This window comes from Chryseobacterium sp. KBW03 (assembly GCF_003852415.1).
GTDB lineage: Bacteria > Bacteroidota > Bacteroidia > Flavobacteriales > Weeksellaceae > Chryseobacterium > Chryseobacterium viscerum.
Genome location: NZ_QAJO01000008.1, coordinates 165725 through 184940 on the forward strand (window position 1 = coordinate 165725; position 19216 = coordinate 184940).

General features: G+C 36.0%; 14 protein-coding genes. 12 read left to right on the plus strand and 2 right to left on the minus strand.

Annotated elements, in window-relative coordinates; all coding sequences use genetic code 11:
* Positions 1 to 2 precede the first annotated feature (2 nt).
* Together DBR39_RS17980 and DBR39_RS17985 are read right to left on the minus strand one after the other, a co-directional pair.
* Positions 3 to 854 (minus strand): hypothetical protein, encoded by an 852-nt coding sequence (locus tag DBR39_RS17980; RefSeq protein ID WP_124535421.1) that lies wholly within the window; start codon positions 852 to 854, stop codon positions 3 to 5.
* Between the two features lie 770 nt (positions 855 to 1624).
* A complete protein-coding gene (locus DBR39_RS17985) occupies positions 1625 to 3535 on the minus strand; it encodes an amidohydrolase (protein WP_124535423.1) in 1911 nt (636 codons plus the stop codon).
* A gap of 487 nt (positions 3536 to 4022) precedes the next feature.
* On the opposite strand from DBR39_RS17985, the gene DBR39_RS17990 reads away from it, so the two are divergent.
* From DBR39_RS17990 to DBR39_RS18040, 12 genes are all read left to right on the plus strand, one after another.
* The gene (locus DBR39_RS17990) at positions 4023 to 6422 is read left to right on the plus strand and encodes a hypothetical protein (protein ID WP_124535425.1); all 2400 of its coding nucleotides are present in this window, start codon (positions 4023 to 4025) and stop codon (positions 6420 to 6422) included.
* A 70-nt stretch (positions 6423 to 6492) separates the two neighbouring features.
* A complete protein-coding gene (locus DBR39_RS17995; RefSeq protein ID WP_124535427.1) occupies positions 6493 to 7224 on the plus strand; it encodes a WG repeat-containing protein in 732 nt (243 codons plus the stop codon).
* Positions 7225 to 7493: 269 nt separating this feature from the next.
* Positions 7494 to 9377, plus strand: coding sequence for a type VI secretion system Vgr family protein (locus DBR39_RS18000; RefSeq protein ID WP_124535429.1), 1884 nt, complete (start codon positions 7494 to 7496; stop codon positions 9375 to 9377).
* A 91-nt stretch (positions 9378 to 9468) separates the two neighbouring features.
* Positions 9469 to 11148 (plus strand): PAAR-like protein, encoded by a 1680-nt coding sequence (locus DBR39_RS18005; RefSeq protein ID WP_124535432.1) that lies wholly within the window; start codon positions 9469 to 9471, stop codon positions 11146 to 11148.
* A complete protein-coding gene (locus tag DBR39_RS18010) occupies positions 11129 to 11704 on the plus strand; it encodes a hypothetical protein (protein ID WP_124535434.1) in 576 nt (191 codons plus the stop codon). Before DBR39_RS18005 ends, DBR39_RS18010 begins: the two co-directional genes overlap by 20 nt.
* 141 nt (positions 11705 to 11845) lie before the next feature.
* Positions 11846 to 12559 carry a hypothetical protein gene (locus DBR39_RS18015; protein WP_124535436.1) on the plus strand — a complete coding sequence of 238 codons (714 nt, stop codon included), beginning with the start codon at positions 11846 to 11848 and terminating at the stop codon, positions 12557 to 12559.
* 87 nt (positions 12560 to 12646) lie between these two features.
* Complete coding sequence (locus DBR39_RS18020) at positions 12647 to 14317, plus strand: hypothetical protein (protein WP_124535438.1); 1671 nt, start codon at positions 12647 to 12649, stop codon at positions 14315 to 14317.
* Positions 14314 to 14796: a hypothetical protein gene (locus DBR39_RS18025; protein WP_124535440.1), complete on the plus strand. Its 483-nt coding sequence runs from the start codon at positions 14314 to 14316 to the stop codon at positions 14794 to 14796. The genes DBR39_RS18020 and DBR39_RS18025 overlap by 4 nt, the downstream gene beginning before the upstream one ends.
* Before the next feature lie 50 nt (positions 14797 to 14846).
* Complete coding sequence (locus DBR39_RS18030; protein WP_124535442.1) at positions 14847 to 15716, plus strand: hypothetical protein; 870 nt, start codon at positions 14847 to 14849, stop codon at positions 15714 to 15716.
* Complete coding sequence (locus tag DBR39_RS24340) at positions 15703 to 15864, plus strand: hypothetical protein (RefSeq protein WP_185147218.1); 162 nt, start codon at positions 15703 to 15705, stop codon at positions 15862 to 15864. Before DBR39_RS18030 ends, DBR39_RS24340 begins: the two co-directional genes overlap by 14 nt.
* Before the next feature lies 1 nt (position 15865).
* The gene (locus DBR39_RS18035) at positions 15866 to 17458 is read left to right on the plus strand and encodes a hypothetical protein (RefSeq protein WP_124535444.1); all 1593 of its coding nucleotides are present in this window, start codon (positions 15866 to 15868) and stop codon (positions 17456 to 17458) included.
* Complete coding sequence (locus DBR39_RS18040) at positions 17451 to 18437, plus strand: hypothetical protein (protein WP_124535446.1); 987 nt, start codon at positions 17451 to 17453, stop codon at positions 18435 to 18437. Before DBR39_RS18035 ends, DBR39_RS18040 begins: the two co-directional genes overlap by 8 nt.
* The last annotated feature ends 779 nt before the right edge of the window (positions 18438 to 19216 follow it).

Below are 19216 nucleotides of genomic sequence, written 5' to 3' on the forward strand. Positions count from 1 at the left end.
AATTATATTTTTTTAATTGTTATTTGAATTATATTTGGTGGCAGTGAGTCAAATAGCACTTCAATATTATTCGTGTCTATTCTTCTCACTTTAAGGGGTACTGTAAACTTTGTAACGATGTCATAAGCATCAATCACAAAACTTAATGTATCAAGATCATGTTTGATCCTGGAGTCCCCCCTAACTCTCTCTTCGTATTTAATTTTTTCGGAACTGGCCAGATCTTCGATCGTTTTAATTTTATCATATACCAAATCATTAAACTGATTCTGATAAGTGATTGCACCCCAGTTTGAATACCTTCCAACAAGGTAGATTTTATCATCTAAAATGTTTCTGATGACCGCCTCTTGAAGCAATTTTATCTGTTCCCTGTTTTCTTTGATATAGTCTACGATCTCCTGAAGTTTATCCAGATTTACATCATTAGAGGCCAGCATTTCGTTAATTTTCATAATACCTTCAAGCATTTCCTCATCCTTTGCCTGAAATATATTTACAATTTCTCCGATTTGCTCTTTTGTATAGACGTTTCCAATCTCTTCACCACCATCTATAGTAGCTGCTAATTTGATTTTTAATTTTTCTTTCCATTCATCTATATTGGCAGTAGTAAGATTGGACGCATTACGTTTTGCCAGCGCTAAATGATGTGCGTTTTCATCCTCCAGATGATTTGTAAAAGTTGTGGTAGAAAGCGTTTTTTGAAAAGCTTCATATAAGCCCGTCACCTCATCCATTTTGATTTTTTCATCTAAATGGCGGAATGAAGAAAAGGTCTCCTTAAACTGAGATTCTGTAGGAATGTCCCCTTTTTCGAACCAGCTGAAAATTATATTTAATGGTGTACTCATTTGATTATTGAAAATTAATTTTGATAAAATTGATAATTGGAAAGATCTCTATTGTTCATGGACTGTTCGCCCTAGATAGAATGCTGTATTTTTTGAGCAATTTTTGATTTCACCCCTCTTTTATCGTCCTATCAATTAGTGAATTGTTTATGCGATCATTAAGAAAACCATCCATTTTGTCAATGCCTTGTAATTTTGTTTGATATTAGCAAGATCACTTACGTTTCCCTGTACTACTTCAAGCCTATTCTCCTGGTATACTATTTTTTGAAATCAATGATTATTCGGATTCCTTAGAGCTCAAATTTCATCTTTCTTTACTTCTTATAAAAGTTTTTTGGCCTCTCTATTCTGTAGTTGCAGTGGACTTTATTTTTCCGAAACAGGATGATCGAGTTTTGTAATTACAGTATTCAAAATTCATTTATTTTTAATTCCTGTGAAAGTTTTTTGACCTCCCTATTCTGTAGTTGCAGGAGACTTTATTTTTCTGAAATGGAATGATCGTGTTTGATAATTACAGGGGTTCAAAATTCATTTATTTTTAATTCCTGTGAAAGTTTTTTGGCCTCTCCATTCTGTAGTTGCAGGAGATCTTCAGTACTTTAAATAAAATTTTCAAATACCATTTTGACAAACTAAGAATCCAAATCCTTCTCTGAAAAACTCCTACGATCAACTGGAATCTGGATATAAAAAAATCAGAGTAGATTATTTTCTACTCTGATTGATATCTGATTAGCCAATCAGACCATTTTTTGTGTGACCTGTTACTGGTTTTCTGAAAGGGTCATGTCTTTTTCGGTCACTGATTTTGCGTTCTTATCGTTTACATAAACAGGGATGCCACCCACCCAGGTTTCCAATACCGGGATGTTTCGCATTTTCATATATTGTGAGGCCTGAGTCGTTAATGTAAGAGGATCCTGCTCCAATATGACGAAATCAGCAAAGTAGCCTGCATTTAATGAACCTACCCATTTATCTGCATAACACTGCCATGCAGCATCATAAGTAACAGCAATCAAAGCCTGTTCAGGGGTAATACATTCAGCGCTATTTAAAACTTCAATGCTTGTTGTCTTCTTTTCCATGATTCTGGTAATCGATTGTTCCATCATTCTCAAAGGTCCTAATGGGCTTACCTCGTTATCACTATGAAGAGTAATTCTCATACCCGCAGCAAGAGTTGAACCGCAAAGGTCAAGCATTTGTGCCTTTTCACCGAATATTACTTTCTTAAAGGCATATCCCCAATACCCCACGTGCCCGATAAGGAAACTCGGCGAGACTCCCATTTGCAGCATATTAGTAATCTGATCCGCTGTCAGAAGCGAGCAATGTTCTATACGGTTACGAAGCTCAGCACCTCTGTATTGGGCTAGAGCACGCTGATAAGCATTGATCGCAAATGTTACCGCCTGATCGCCATTGGCATGCACCATCAGCGGCCAGCCTTTTACGGCAACAACAGTATTGATGAGTGTATTATAACTTGGCGGAATCGTATGGGCAGGAATACCTGCCTGTGGAAAGTTGAATACCCCTGTGTTATCAGCAGGATCACACAAATATGGAGAACTCTGATACCCGGTAAGCCCTTGATTGGAGCCATCCGAAACCACTTTAATGTGTCCACAATATACAGGTTTGTAGTGATCCGGCTCTTTATAAGGATCCAGCTTATCAACATCTTCCTGGCTGGAACAAAGAAATGCCCCACCTGTCCTCACCAATTCAGGGTGAGTCTCAAAATATTTGGTTAAAAGTATTTCTGAACCTTTATTCAGCCCGGCATCATACATAAAAGTAACTCCTCTCGAATTTGCCGTTTTAAAAAGATCAGTCAGATAACTGTTAATCTGTATACTCATCACAATGATCTGCAGCTTTACGACCTTCAATGCAGGTGTCATTTGTAAACCTTCCTGCAACTGGCCTTTGGTTTCACTAATATATTTTTCAACAGTTTTATAATTTTCCTGTATCTCAGTGCTATGATCAAAAACATGCTTCAATGCCTTAGTGTTCAGATAAAGCGTATGCATGGAAGCACTTAACAGCATCATTGGTATTTCAGCATTGATACCATCAAGTACTGTATTATTAATTGTTATTAACTCTTTTTTGCCATTTATTTCTTCAAAAGGCATTAATGACGGATCTAATCCTCTTCCTAAAATGACATATCCGGGAATTTTAGGAATATTCTTGTTGATGATTAATCCAACAGATGTCAAATCGTATACAGGACGTAAATTCTGTTCCTCAAAAGGGCTCAAATCCAGCCAGCCATGCATCATTGCTGTAGGAACCATATGAACATGAGGTTCAATAAGACCAGGCAGTAAAGTTTGGGTTCCGGTGAGTTCCTTTTTATGAAAACCATGATGATTTTTGTCCATGTATTCTTCTACCTCTTTTTTCTCACCGGTTATAACGACTTTTCCATCAGCTACCCCAATAGCTTCCACATTAGCTGTTGATCCGCCGATCATAGGCCGGATGGTTCCTCCACTGATCATCAGAGTTTGTGGTTTTTCGTAAGTAGCCTTTCCGGAACCGGGATTTATTTTCGTAAGATTTTCTGCACTGAAAAGTTCTTCTTTAAAAATTTTCAAAATAGGATTGTCACAAGAGCAATGGGTGCAGCCATGTGTGTGCGTGTGTTGTTTTTCCATAAGAATGATTTGGTTTGATTGTATGTTTAAGTTGAGTTCTGTCGGTATATATTTTTAATAACACAGTATCCTATGCCCATAGCAAGATCAGCTTACCAATGAGCAAGTCAATTATATTATTAAAAATAAAATGGATTATTTACAAAATATTTTACCTTAGTAAATATTTATGAATGAATAATTATCATTTATTTTCATGTATTAGTTTTTTTTATAAAAATAACAAAAATATTCTTTCAACAAAGTTTTTATCACACAATGTTGATTATTTTTTTCTATCTAAAATTTTAATTTACAGCACATTCCTATTTAATTCACGAATTCAATTTATACGCTCTCAATATCCGACCAGGTATTGTATCTCAGAATCTCCACCCGAAAGACATCATCAATCTTATTTTTTTCTCTGAAATAAGAAGTTAAATATCAATCTCCGAAGTCTTTAAATGACTACATTAGCAGTGAATTAAAATGCGCTGAGATTTCTATGAAAAATATATTCTGTGTATTGCTTCTTTCAATGGTGCAGCCTGTACTGGCACAAACTAAGCTAGAAAAAGCAATTACAAGTCTTGAGAATAATTACGAACAGGAAAAAGTATACTTGCTTACTGACAAATCACAATATGCAGCGGGTGACCAGATCTGGTTCAAAAGCTTTGTATTTGATGGTTACAATCGTTCCACGTTGTCTACTACTTTATTTGTTGAATTGTATGATGCTGATAAAAAATTAATAGACTGGAAAACCGTACGTTTAACCAATGGTGAAGGCAGCGGAGATTTTAAACTGAAAGAAGACCTTCCTGAGCAGGTTTATTTTGTAAGGGCTTATACTCTTTACATGACCAATTTCAATGAAGATTTTCAGATTGTTAAAACAATTCCGATTTACAACCCCAACTCAAGCGAAACATTAGAGGTTTCTAAAAATGCTGATTGGTCTGCCAAAGCTTTTGCCGAAGGTGGAACTTTCATCAATGGAATACCCACGAAATTTGCTGTAAGGTTATCAAGCGATTCTTCACTGCCAGAAAGCTGGACCGGAAAAATAGTCGACTCACAAAATCCAAATGTATCTATTGCTTCATTTACATCATTTGATAAAAATGTGGCCTCTTTTAAAATAACTCCGGCTTCAGGAAAAAAATACCAGGCTATTATTCAGGATAATACTGGAAAAAAGCAAACAATCGATTTACCGGAAGTGGCAAACAGCGGTCTCAGTTTAGAAGTCAACAGCTCTAAAGAAGGAATTAAATACAGCTTAAAAGGAGTTAATCTAAAACAACAACTCCAAAATTATAAAATTGTAGGAACCATCAACAACCATCTGGCTTATAAAGCCAATATCAATCAGTTGACCAATGAAGTATCAAGTCTTATTCCTACAAAAATCAGCAATGGGAACAATGGTATTTTGCAGCTAGCCATTTTTGATGAACAGGATAATCTGGTTGCAACAAGACTCTGTTTTATAAGACCCAACAATTTAAAGATTGAGAAAGCCCAAATTGTCGCTCAGAGTTTAAAACAGACCCCCAGATCTTTCAATAGTATCGATCTTTCCCCAGAGACTTATTTTAAAAACTATACCGTTTTGGTAAGTGAGGATGACGGAAACGGGAGTTCAGAAGAAGAAAATTTACTGAGTGGCCTGTGGCTGACTGGAGATTTTACCGACAAAATAAATGCCCCGGCACAATACTTCTCTAAAAATGCCAACAGTGAAGCTTTGGATGCACTGCTTATTTCTGAAAAATGGAAAAGATTTGACTGGAATTCCGTACTGAGCGGATCTGTTCCCAGCATTAAAAACAATTCTCCAAAATTTCTTTCTTATAAAGTACAGCCTATTAAAAACAATGCGATACTGAGAGATACCAACGTAACTTTAGCATTAAAGCTAGGCGAGAACCCACCTAATTTCAACCTGTTTAAAACAGATCAGAATGGATATGTTTATTTAGAAAGTGTTGATTTCGATGAGCCTTTAGCTGTTTCATTATTTGTAAATCCTGAAAATGGTAAAGAATCAAGTACTGATGATTTATATGTTACCGTTGAACCCATGGTGAAGCCAACACAATTTAAAGGCAATTTTCCCAATACAAAATACAGACTGGTGAAAGCCCCTGCAAACAGGAAACTTCCACCCGCTATTTCCAGAGCCATCAACACTCAGAAAAATAACAAAAAAAATGAAAATGGTGAGGTACAGATTGAAGAAGTAAAATTAGCAGGAAAAAAACAAGATCCCAAAGAAGAGCTCAACAAGCAACTGTCTACCGGAATGTTTAATTCTATCAATTCTACTATATTTGACTTCGTCAATGAAGACCAGCACGCCTCTGGGTCAATCAATATATTAGATTGGCTGCAAGGGAGAGCTGCCGGCTTAACATTTCAAAGAAATAGCTCAGGGGTAAACGTACCCTACATCCGTAACCAGCCCGCTAAGCTCTATTTAGATGAAGTGCTTACTGATCCTACGATGATTTCAAACCTTCCTGTAAGCAATATTGCGATGGTGAAAATTATCAAAGGAGCAGGGTTAATAGGTGATGCGGTAGCAGTCTATACGATGAGGGGCAATATGAAATCTAAAAGCACTGGAAATGACACGAAAAAAAATAATGCATCGATAGTAAAAGGATATGATAGACCATCAGAATTTCCTATTGAAATGTTAGACGATGATTCTCCAACGAAAATAGAAAATGACACCCGTGAAACCCTTTACTGGAATCCTAATTTATTTGATAGTGATTACGTTCCGCCAAGAATTAAATTCTTTAATAATGATACTGCAAAACAATTTAAAGTTTTGATCATAAGCTTTGATGAAGATGATAATCTTCTTTATGATCAACAGATTTTAAAATAGGACTAAAAGGATCTTCAAGCTTTTAATATTAAAAAAACAATTTATCTGATTCAAAATAAAAACGATCGCCATGGATAATCCAATTGACCTTTACGATAACTTCTTTTTTTCAAAAGAATTCGAATGTGCAATTTTTCAATTGAAAAAAGGAGAAGTATTCCATGCAAAAAAAGATTCTATTAAAGAACTTGATATTACGAAAATTATTGATTCAAAAAATAATCAAGTGCGCTATTTCAAAAGTATAGAGGGCAAAAAAAAGTGGGGAGTTATTCATATTTCTGGACAAGAAATCATACCTCCTATTTACGATTATATCTCTCCTTTAATTGGAGATGGATTCTACAAAATTTTCAATGGCGATTATTCATGGGAGTTTGATGATTACTCATCTCAATATTTCATAGAACATATAGATACACATTCCTGGAATGGAGACCATTATATGGGCAAATTATCAACTGGACAATGGGGGCTGGTTGAGATTAATGGTACAGGTTATACAGTTCTTATTGCGCCTGAATTTCAATGGCTGATATTAATTGACAAAAAAATCGTTTGTTGTAATGTTGGAGGAAGTCTCATAAAATGGTATGATGGAGATGATAAAGAAGAATATCTTCAAACTCTTGGTGGACAATGGAAAGTAATTGAAGCTTCAAAATGGGATCGTAGAATAGAAACTGAACTTGGTGAATTTAGTGAAGTATTAGAAAAATTCAAATTAGAATATTCAAAACAGTTTGTCGAAGAATATACGTATACTTATCAGTTTATCTTTGATCCGCAAAAAATATTTTAATTACATAGCATCCCCCACTACCTCATGAATTCTTTCATGTGGTTTTTAGAACTATAAATCAAACATTCTAAAAACAACATTTGCCCACCTGAAAATCCTCCAATTTCCAGTACTTTCCTTATATCATTAATCTAAAGCTACTTTGAGCAAGGTTTTCAGTCAATCGTAGTTTTACTACAATTTTTCAGATTTAATATAATATTACAATTTGTAATCTATTTTTTATCTAAATTCGGTGACATAATACCAAAAAAAACGCATAAAATATTATGAAAAACTCCTCAAATTCTGAGAAAGTTTCAGACAACCACATTTCGGGTATCAACCGGGTGGTAAAACTGGAAATTGTGGTTGAGGGCAAAGCTGTCAATCACTTTAAGCACTTTCGTTTGCAACAGAGTGCAAGAAAGCACCATAATTTTGAACTGGTATTGGCTCATGACTCTTTGGGTGAGGTACAAAACCACAACCTTGAGCAGGCCCAAAAGTTTTTAGGAAAAAGAATCACCGTTATTTTTAGATATAAAGATGCTGAAAGTGAAAGCCCCGAAAGAACATTTGTGGGCCTCATTACCCAGGTAGCCTTCAGTCAGGAAAAAATGAGTTTGGGAAATATTATTTTAAAAGGAAAAAGCCCCACTATTCTGATGGATGCTGCTCCTCATACCCAAAGTTTCGGAGGAAGCCAGACGGTGAACACCAATATTATTGCCACCCGGATCATCAAGGAGACCTTAGGAACCAACAAATTTGATTTCAGGGTAGACACCCAAAACAAAAGTTATATCAGTTACAGTTCACAATACAACGAAACCCATTACAATTACCTTACAAGAATTGCAGAAGCCTATGGAGAGCAGTTTTATTATGATGGCGAAATCCTTCATTTCGGAAAGCTTCCTTCTTCTGAAAAGCCTATCCAATTGGTATATGGAAGCAATGTAAATGATGTGATTGTTGAACTAAAAGCGGTTCACACCAAGCCGGAATATTTTGGCTACAACAGCAGCAACCACACTAAAATGGTGGGTGCCGATGATCGTATACAACATTTAGGAGAATTATCTTCTAAAGCTTATGAACTGAATGACACTATTTTTACTACACGATCACTGACTCCCACTCCCGTTAATGCCAATATGTTCCTGGATGTAGATGATTCCCAGAAGAGTGCAAGAGGAAGTAAAGCCGTAGAGGTTTTTACCGTTACAGGACAAACAACAGTTCCGTTTCTATATATTGGCTGCGTTGCAGATTTAGCCATGAGAAAAACGGATACTAATGAAACCTCGCATTTTACAACACTTATGATTACAGAGGTAACCCATGAAGTAAATGCAAGAGGATATTATACAGGAAGCTTTGAAGCAATTGCTGAAGGTACCGGTTTTATGCCTAAGCCTGATTTTGAAATGCCCAAAGCAGAACCGCAGGTGGCCACCGTGATCTCCAATGTAGATCCATTGAATCAGGGCAGAATACAGGTTCGGTTTGACTGGCAGTTAAATGATACCACCCACTTTATCAGAATGATGAGCCCCGATGCAGGAGGAACAGATGCGATCACCCAAAACAGAGGTTTTGTAGCAGTTCCGGAGATAGGCGATCAGGTGATGGTAGGATTTGAATACCACAACCCCGATTTTCCATTTGCCATGGGGGGAATGTTTCATGGGCAGGTAGGTCTGGGCGGAGGCGTGGACAATCATCTTAAATCTATACAGACGAGAAGCGGCATTAAGGTTTTAATGAATGATGCAGACAAAAGTGTAACCATTAAAGATCCGAGCGGAAATACTTATTTTATGGATGGCCAGGGAAACATTAATGTTACGGCACCGAAGAATATGACTTTTACCGCAGGCGAAGATATGCACATTTCTGTGGGCAGGAATATGACCACTAAGATTGGGCAGGACAGCACCCTGAATATTGGAAATGACCATACCGAATCTATTACAAAGAGATACACCCAGACCTCTGAAAATAAAAGTGTTATCGTTAAGAAAGATCAAACAGAAAGCACAGGTAATACATTTAAAAGTATTTCCGGAGAAGCCGATATACAAACCTCTAAAGGTGATTTAAAGCTGAGAGGAACATCATTGGCCGTATTCCAGGGAGGAAAAGACGTTAAAGTAAGTAAAGGCTAAATCTATTTCGGGTGATGAAAATCTATTTTCATTGCTGCCTGCGAATATGATTTCCGCCTTAACAATTGAATCCAATCCAAAATAGCAGCCCATGGAAGATCAGAATACTTCAGCGCATGATCAGAAACTTTCTGAAAAAAGAACCGAAAAACAAAAAAAATCCACCGAAGATTCTCCTTCAGAAAAAAGAGAAATGGTCATACATGGAGCCACATTGAAGTGTCCCTATGCCCAGGCGCCCGGAGAACTGAAAGTGACCTCAAACGAAATAAACCTTCAGGATAAGATATTTGCCACAAAGGGAGATGGAAACAACATGGTCAACCTTCAATTCAAAGGAAACTGCGGGCACCCGAAATGGCCTGCAAGAAATATGTCTCCCCCACCCTGTATGAGCGTGATAAAATTAAGTCCATGGGATAATCTGGGAACCTCTAATATACAGGAACAAACAGCTTTAGTAAAAGAGTCTTTTATCAATTGTGACCCTGAGTTTAATGCTGCTGCTGCGACACCGATTCCACAAGTTGCGAGTATAAAAAGTGAGATTCAAAATAATGAAACACCTAAAATCATTGATGCCTATTTTGTGAAATGGACTTCAGAGAAAGGCACTCCTGTTGAAAAGGAGGAAGAGGTTTACAACAAAAAACTGGGTAAGAAAGTTACTGTAAAAAAGAAAGTAGAAACCACGAAGATATCTACAGAAAAAATATCAGAACGCGGATTAAGTTATCAGGTTGCTTTGGTTGTTGAGACGGAAGGTCTTGCAGGAAAAAAAGTAAAAGTTAAGATTAAAAGCGGTAAAAATAAAGTCTTAACAGATGTTGACGCAGAAGTAAGTTTAATTGATTTAAAAGATATAGAAAAAGTTACAGATGCTTCAAAATATGCGGGTATAAAAGCAAAAAGTGAATTTGAAATAGATATTGATAATTTTGCCAATGATCCCACAATAGAAAATTCAGCTCAATTCAAAAACAAAGCAGTACTTAAGCTGATGCTCAATCAACGTGCTGATGATTTATCATTTAATTTGGCAAAACTCATAACAGCGAGCTCCGACAAAGAAGCATCAGTATATATTGAAGTAACTTCTGATGACCCAAAAATTGAATATCTTGGTAAAGAAGGAAGCAGCAGTTTAAAAAACACCTTTTTAAACGGAGAAGGAACATATTTTAAAATAAAATATTTTGAACAGCCATGGGTTATTAAGGCCCGTGAAGAACAGGAATTGGGCGTTTCAGAATCCACCCACTGCTCAAAGATTATAGATGAATATCATGCCATCAACCGCCAAAACAAACCAAAAGCCTGTGCTAATACCGATAACAGTTCCTGGTGTGCCTCATTTGTAGGCTGGTGCTTGAAAAACAGCGGATATTCTGCCCAATTAGATCCGGGTGCCTATTCATACGGAGAAGAAAAGACCAGATACAGAGCTGGTTTTAAGAAAAACCCAACAGATAAAAAAGGTCTGGAAAAAGAGGAGTTTGATGATCCGGTATGGGGGAAATTGATAGCAGGAAATCAGCCTTTGGTGGGTTCAATATGTGTTTTATTAAATAAGCACCACGTAAGTATAGCTGTTGGAAAGAGTAATGATGGAAAAACCATATATTATCTGGGTGGAAACCAGGGAAACAAAGTCTGTGTGGGAACTTTCGGGCAGAGAACCTCTTCCCTATACCCTGTAGAATATACCAAAAAAACTGAAGACGATGAGTTACCTATTTATTATACAAAAAATGAAAAGCTTAGTTACTAGTTTGATAGTACTTTTCTTTATTCCTGTTTGCGGGCAAAAGCCTGTGAATGATACTTTGAAAAGATATTATCAGGATTCATTGATCATCCATAAAAACTTTAAAAATGGAAGCGTATCCAATAAGCTTACTGTAAAAGTAATTAATCCCTGTAACTCTGAAAAGAACAGATTTGACGGAGCTGTAACCATGATCAGTGCTACTGTTAAAAATAAAAACTATAGTGACAATATTGTTTATAATTATCCATATGCACAATCTGGTTTAATCAATGTAAAAGCAGATAATATATCCAGTTATACCATAGATAAACATCAGGCTGTATTAATACCTTTTACATATTGCGGGAATTGGGATAACGATACAAAAGTCTCCTATATTATATTGTATAACCGTAAAAAGTACCTCCATCATATCAAGTACTATTGCGAACAAGAAGGCAAATGTAAACTCAAAGATAATCTGAACGTTACTTTAAAAGATCTCCCTTCAAAATTAAGATTGAAAGTGATGAAAGACTTAGAAACAAAATATAATAACTCAAGTAATTTTCAATAATCAGCTCAAAATAAAATGATATGAGTGAAGAAGCATAAGAAAAAGATGATTACGCTGCAAACCCCAATCAGAAGGTTTATGATATGACACACCAAATGGATCATATAATGAAAGAATAGGAAAAATTAACGAATAATTTTTATGAAAATACATAATCTAATCATATCACTTTCTCTAATATTTTCTATAAATATTAATTGTTCAAGTAAAGATGCGCATACTAATCCTGTAACCAATAATAGCAGAGTTGAAAAGGAAAAAGCATCAGATTCTTTCACTTTTATTATTCCTTTAAAGTATAATAATAAAGAGTCTTCTATCCAGGTGGTGTGCGAAAGGGATGGCGCTGACACAAACATATCAAGCATCACAAGCAATCTTACTTTACCAGAAGAATTTTATGCAATATTGCAGGACAATTTTGGTTTAGCAACATGGCTTATTAATTCTAATTATCAATCAGCTTATGAAGATTATAAAAATCTGAAATTTAAGAGAACTGATTTTGTGGAATATGAAAAGAACTCTGGTAGAAAATTCTCTTCTAAACTTTTATATATTTCAGATGTTGATCAGGATGGTTATGATGATATTTTACTTCTTAATCTTCAGAACAGCACACCGGATAACGATGTATATGCAATGTTCAAAGGAGGCAAAAATGGAATTTCATATAAGGAAAAATTTTTCGATAAAGTGGCATTTTATGGATGGGACAAAACAGGAAAATATCTAATAACCGGAGTGAGTGATACCAAAGAAAGAAAAATCTATAAAAATACAATTGTTGGAGGCCAGCTGAAGACGGTTGATCAATGTACAGAATATGCTGTATCAGATAAATTTTGTTGGTAGATAAATAATTTTAAAAGTGATTAAAGACCTGGAAACAAAATATAATAACTCTAGTAATTTTCAATAATCAGCTCAAAATAAAATGGTATGAGTGAAGAAGCACAAGAAAAAGATGATTACGCTGCAAACCCCAATCAAAAGACTTATGATATGCCGCACCAGGTGGATCATGAAGTGAATGTGGTGAAAATATATTTTGCGAAACAAGTTCCTAAAATGGTTTGGGAAAAGAAAGAAGAACCCTATACTGTAAAAAGCGGAGGGCTGGTATCTGACGTCAAAAAGAAGTATGAAAAAAAAGGAAGAAGGAACCTCCAGGCTGATAAAGAAGATTCTGTAAGATTAAAAGCAAAAGAGTCGGTGAAAATCACATGGGAAGAAGAGGTACAGGCAAAAAAAGCTGATGGCAGCCTGGATTTTGATTTTGAGAGAATAAACAGTACCACCATTAAAAAGAAAGTATGGGTTGTTGCCAATTGTGAAGGAGCCAGCGGAAAGCTATCGGTTGAGATTCACGAAAATAAATTGAAAAATGAGGAAAACATCTATGAAAATCCTGTAAAATTTCTGGATGGAGAGGAGGAGAAAAGCAAAATTGAATTCACGATCAACGGAACATTGGTGTATGCCAAAGAAATAGCCATGCGTCCCAAAAGTGATGAAGATTTGAAAAAACTGATAGATAAATTTAATAAAAGAGATGATAGAAATGCGTTTTTATATTTCAAAGCTGAGGTAACAGGAACAGAAGATGAAGTGAAATTTCCGGATGAAACGCATGAGTTTTTAAATAAAGACAATGAAAGATTTGAGATCAGATATTGTAATTGTGGAAACAATTATGATATTACCTGTACCCGATACAGTAAAAGATATGGGCCCGCCTACTGGGGATCAAAAAAACTTGAAAATTATTCCGATTGGGATACATTAATTGAAGATAAAAAAATTACGGCTGAAGAAAAGGCTATTTTGGTGGGAATGTCTGAAAATGAAGGCAAATTAGACTCTGTGCAGTCCTATGACTGGGATCTCTCCGGTGAACAGATGATATTAACGGCCGGTGCCATGCAAAAAACAGTGGATCATACCGGAAAAGGGGAATTTACAACGCAGGTTGAAGAATTTAAAGCCCAGCACCCTGAAAAATATGACGAGTTATTTGTATCATGCGGATGGACAGTAGACTCCGGGATTCTGTATTATAAAGATCCGGCAGATTCCAAAGCGGAAAAAATTACAGGAAATACATTATCAAACAAAATCAGAGAAAACTGTAAAGAATCTTTATTTGGAAAAACAGTAGAATGCAAGCCGCTGCAACCGATTGTAAATGCTGTTATTGATAAGACATTTCAGGAAAAACAAGTGCTGGATTTTATTACGAGATTAAAAGAAGTTGTACTTCCTTTAACTCCTACAGGCTATTCCTATAAATTGTCAGATTATTTACAGTCAAAATTAGGAAAGGCCACCGTATTGGATCATCACATAAACAGACCTGGTTTTGTAAAAGATGATTTCGGGGCTGCATTAGATCGGTTTTTCGCCAAAAAAGATGCCAACACAGCCAAAGAAAATAAAACCAAAAAAGAAGGTGAAAAAATAGAAAAACTATCAAGAAATCCTGGCGATTGGGGTGAGATGCACAGTAAATATGAGCAGGAAATCCTCGATGATTACGGCAATACAAGAAGAGGTACCGATATGGACAAACGGTATGAAAAAATGGAAAAAAATTCAAATTTATCATCATGAAACAAATTATAACCATCCTAATGATTTTAGTCATTTGCATTACATGCGGAAACACCGTTTCCCATCGAAATCATGATGTACAGAATAAAAAGGTAAAGAAAGACACCCTCATTACTTTGAATAATACCTCATCACTGTATTATGCGTCCTATAACAGCGGTATGAAACTATGGTATAATCTTTATATCATTAATAAAAAGAAGAAGATAAAAGTAGGGAAAGGAAATGAATACAAAGGTACGGGAAGTGAGCTATTCTCCCGATTATCACCCAATGCCAATTATGTAGTGGTAGATGCCATCATCAAAGACTATGTGCATGAAAGTGATAAAGACAGTACCCTGCATGAAAACTACACCTGTGCTATTATCGATCTGAAAACAGCAAAAATAGTTAAACAAATACAGCAAGACTGTGATGGATCATGGAACAAAAAAAGCCAGTGGGTTTCGTCTGGCGGTAAAGTAGTTTTTAAATAAAAGCAATGGCTTAATCAGCAATAACAAGTTGTAAAAACGGGTGAAAAATTATGGAGCCAGTGTTTCCCATACATATTAAATTAAACCTTCTTGAAGGAAAGAAATTTTATCGCTATTCCTGTAATGAGTATACCACCACCAATGGGAAAACTCACAGAAGCGAGCTCAACAAAAATTTTCATGTTACGCTGAAGCTTTTAGAAACAGAAAGATTTGAATATCGTATCGAAACTTTTGACAGAGTGCATCGGGATAAGGAACTCTCGCTCTCCGAAAAAGATTTTTTAACCAGAATTGCAGCTGTTAATGATGATGTAGTGCTCATAACGGATGAATACTGCCGTTTAAAAAACATACAGGGATTGACAATTCTTCAGGACAGAATGGAAAAAGCCATAGAAAAGCTTTCCCGATCCTATGTCGGCAAAAAGGCTGAAGATTTTTATCAGTTTTTAAAAACATTTTACCAAAAGGAAAATCTGGTGGGTAAAGATTTTTTAAAAAATATTCATTTTGGAATGATCCTCCATCAATTTTACGGAAGGCATGAGAAAGAGAATCAAAAGAAGCATAGTGTACGTTACCGTAATTTCATGGCTAATACCGTAATCGATATAGACGAAAGTATACAGACGGAGGCTATGCGTTGTGATGATGAATTATTACTATTACAGTACACCGGCGATATCCCTTCAGACAAAAACTGGGAAATGTTTTATGGAGAGATGAAAAGAAAGGAAATCACTTATCATAGCGAAACAGATTTCCCAAAACTGGACAAATATAAAGGACAGATGTTATTAGATGCTGTGACCAAAGAAGTGCTGGAACATAAATTGACCATAGAATTTTCTCTGGGAGAAAACTATCAAAAGAAAATCATCTATCATATAAAAGAAATAAGCCATGAAGAATTATAAAAAAATAGGATGGATCGAAGAACTCCAGAACCAGCTGGATGAAAAATTTGACGGTCTGAACCTCATCTCATGTAAAGAAGATAACATCATGGATCATCCTCGTCATGAAATATCAGAAACTCCCGTATTAAAAATAGAAAAATCTTAAAATGGCGACACGTATTACCATAACAGACTCCGGGCAGACACAGACTTTAAACGGCCCATTGGCTCCGGATACTCCCGATGACTCATTGCAGCGCATCAGTGACGTTTATTTTGCCAAAAAAGTAACTACAGACAATGGAACAAGAGTAAGCTTCACAAAAATTGATTCTGCCCACATACAGCGGGATCACGATAATGTGGAAATTCCCTACGATTCTATGTTAGGAAAAACCGTGTATCTGATCATAGAGACCAGCAATATGACAGACCTGAGTATAGATGCCGTGATAAGACCTTCAGCCAGTACCATGACAGAAAATACAGATACATTACAGCTCATGCGTTTTGTATCTCCCAACCGATATGAAGTACAGAGGCTGTTGACGGTACAGGTCGGAAATTTTGATGCCCTTAACAACAGAGCAGGCAGCCATGCTCATTATACCAATCTGCAAAGTGACCATATCAATAAAGCGATTATTAAACTGCAGCTCAGACCAGACGGAAGAACAACTTTTGATGAATGGACCAGAAGACTGGCAGATGGCACTATCAATCTGGAAGTGGCGGTAGAAAGAACAGACAACAATCCCTGTGCCTACAGAGATGAACAGCAGGAAGTAAATGGAGCCGGTATTTTCTTAAATGATGACACAGCAAGATTCAGAGTGGTCAATAAAAATATCTATACCATTCACCATGGCAGTAATACGTACAATACTTTAGCTGTAATCAGTACAAATCCGGAAAGAAGAAGAAGGATTCAGAAAGTTCTGAATGCCCAATCTACGCAAGTTATCTTTTTTTATTATGATCAAAACGATAATGAACACAGGATTTGTGCCAGAACAAAAGAAACGATAACCAGAAAAAGAAGAATGAATGCCATTCCACCACTAGCCCAAAGAGGAGCGCTGTTGCAGACCATAGATTTCACTGCCAACAGAGCTGCCGGAGAACAGATCGATGCTCATCAGTTATTGGTGTATGCTAACGGAACACTTGGTGATGGAGCCACCGATAAATGGTATGCCAATCAACAGGGAGATGTTGAAATGGTGGATATGGATATTTTAGCGAATGCTGGTGTGGGACCACAGATTTTTGAAGCATTCAATTATAATCAAAATGGAGTCATCATCCGATATGGATTTCAGCATACCAGAAGAAGAAGCATTCAGCCGGATTTATTTGCCGGCTTCTTAGGGTCATTGGCACAGTTCAGACAGGAAGGGCATAATCATTATATTGTATCTCAGGGTTTTTCTTATGCTGATGCGTCGTGTTATCCCAGTGCAGAACATGTGAATGGAGAAGCAGGAGACTTGAATTTATTAACGAATCAGCAGAATGGAAACAATACGATCCTTACCGCAGCGAATTTTGATTATGACAATGAAGTAATTCTTAGAAATATCCTTTATGATTTTGGGTTTATATTAGGCCGGTCAGAGGATTTTTCCAACACTTCAAATGCCAGTACGGCAGACAATGCCAGCACACGGTTACCTCATACCACCCATACCGCTAATCCCAGACATAATAATCATTTGCATGTCCACGGTTTCACCCCAATATCAGATATATATGTATAAAATTAATATCGTTTTTTTTTCTTGTCTGTTTTTCCTTTTTTCCTGTTACAGTAAGGCTCAAACAGAAAATAAGGCAACAAACACAGGAACACATTCAACAGATAAAGGATCGTTTTCTTTTAACACAAATAAGGCGGATTGTATAACGCTGCCATTTGGATATTCTGATCTTTCAAAACGAACAACTGCTGATGACATTTTGCCTGTCATACAAGATGAGAATACATTGAAGAAAATCAATGCATTGAAATTTGAAACAGTAATCAAAAAAGATCTTGTATTACTTCCTGAAGAATATGATGTCCTTCTGCCATTCAGCACTACTGTCAATGAAAAATATGACCGCATTAAAATAGCCTCTGATTTTCTATGTTACGGAGACTATTCACTCTACTTTATGGCGGTCTATAATACTGTTCGTTATCCCGAACCATTTATTGAAAAAATGTATTTAGTTTCAACCAAGGACGGTAAGCTTATCGATATGAAGAGAATCTATCTTAATCATCAGGGTGAAATGGGATTTGCCAACTATACCCTATTTAATATCGATAAAAATTACATTATTTCTCTGCAGGATTATGAGTTTACTGAAGATCCTTTCAAGCTAAAACCTTTACAGCAATACCAAATTCTACCCACCGGAAAATTTTCCAGATACTATGACAAAGATGGTCCTTATAAAAATGAGGAAGAACAGGGCACGGTGAAAAACCATCTTAAAGAAGGAAAATGGATAGAAACCAAATCCAATAGCTCTATAGATATACAAAAACATCCGGAATTCACAGATCCCTATACCTACTTGGAAGCAGATTATAAAAACGGGTTACCCGTTGGAACATGGAGATTTTACAAATTACTACAGAAATACAGTGAGGAAACAGGAGAACCTATCATCAATACAAGGAAAAAAGGACCATTAGTATACACTGAAATATATAAAAACGGACTCTTGGAAAAACGGGAATTTTATTAATGCTACTGAACATAAAAAACTTTCATAAAAATAGGAAAGCTTTTTAGTTTGATTTCCTCGCTACCACACGATTGAACTGCTATATCTATAATCTTCCACACAGAAAAACGAACCTGCTTCTACAGGATTTTGATGTACATCATTAATCTCCTGGTTAATTACCCTGCTACTCCACAAAAGTGATTGAAATAGAAACTACACGATACAATCGTACGGTAGCGGTGCAAAACTGAAGATTTGTGCTTCGATTGTCCTACCCTCACCAAGCCCCCAAACATTAGCTATAGATAAAACTTAATCTCAAAAAGGATTCGTAGCTCATTCAATATGTAACAAAAGTTCTGCCTGGTATTAACCTGAGGAGTAAACATCCCCTTTTAGAGACAGAAAATAGGTTTTAAATAACCCAATTTTATTTATTATACTCGCGTTAATTTCTATTATAAAAAAATAAAAAACAGAAAAATGCTTGTTTTCAATAAATTATGTTTATATTTGTAAAATAATCAGGCATCTGCCGACGCTTCTTCTGAAATTTCTGAACTTACAATTCCCCATCAGTCTTCGCTTTTACAGCCGCTAATTTTTGTCATCAACTTAACAGGTGCAGTACCTTTTTTCAGCTTGAATACTTTCAAGATTCTAAAAATACCAACATCATTTTCTTGTTCACAAATCGATTTATTACAGTTTTGACGTAATTATCAATCCCGTAATGGCAACAGCCAAAATAATTTATCAGTAAATACAACAATTTATAATACAATGCAACAAGGAAC